The 310-nt window shown below is 33.9% G+C and carries 1 protein-coding gene; it reads left to right on the top strand.

Translation table 11 applies throughout. The annotated features are described in order from the left end of the window. Positions 1-310: hypothetical protein (locus H4O21_RS28885; RefSeq protein WP_220495923.1), on the top strand; the 310-nt coding region annotated here is incomplete at both ends.

The raw sequence follows: 310 nt of genomic DNA on the forward strand, positions 1-310 counted from the left end.
GTACCATTTCAATAAATTACACTAGCGGAAATCATTTTCATCCCTTTGTTGAAGCCTATTTTCCTAAAGACCCCAATATAAGAAGACAAATGAGTCAAAATGTTTGGTATGAGCGTTGGAGGGTTTTTAAGTTTGAAAACCAAGAAACTACGCCCGCAGATTATATGAATATTGTGATTGATGCCGTAATTAAAGAGTTTAGGGTTAATTATAACATTCCAATATCAAAAGAACATGAAATTGGGCTAACACTTAGAAGCTATGTTATCACAAAAGGAAAGCACCCCTTTTCCTTATTTACAAGTGATGA

Origin of the sequence: Oceanospirillum sediminis, from assembly GCF_014164585.1 — a bacterium.
GTDB classification, from domain to species: domain Bacteria; phylum Pseudomonadota; class Gammaproteobacteria; order Pseudomonadales; family Halomonadaceae; genus Oceanospirillum; species Oceanospirillum sediminis.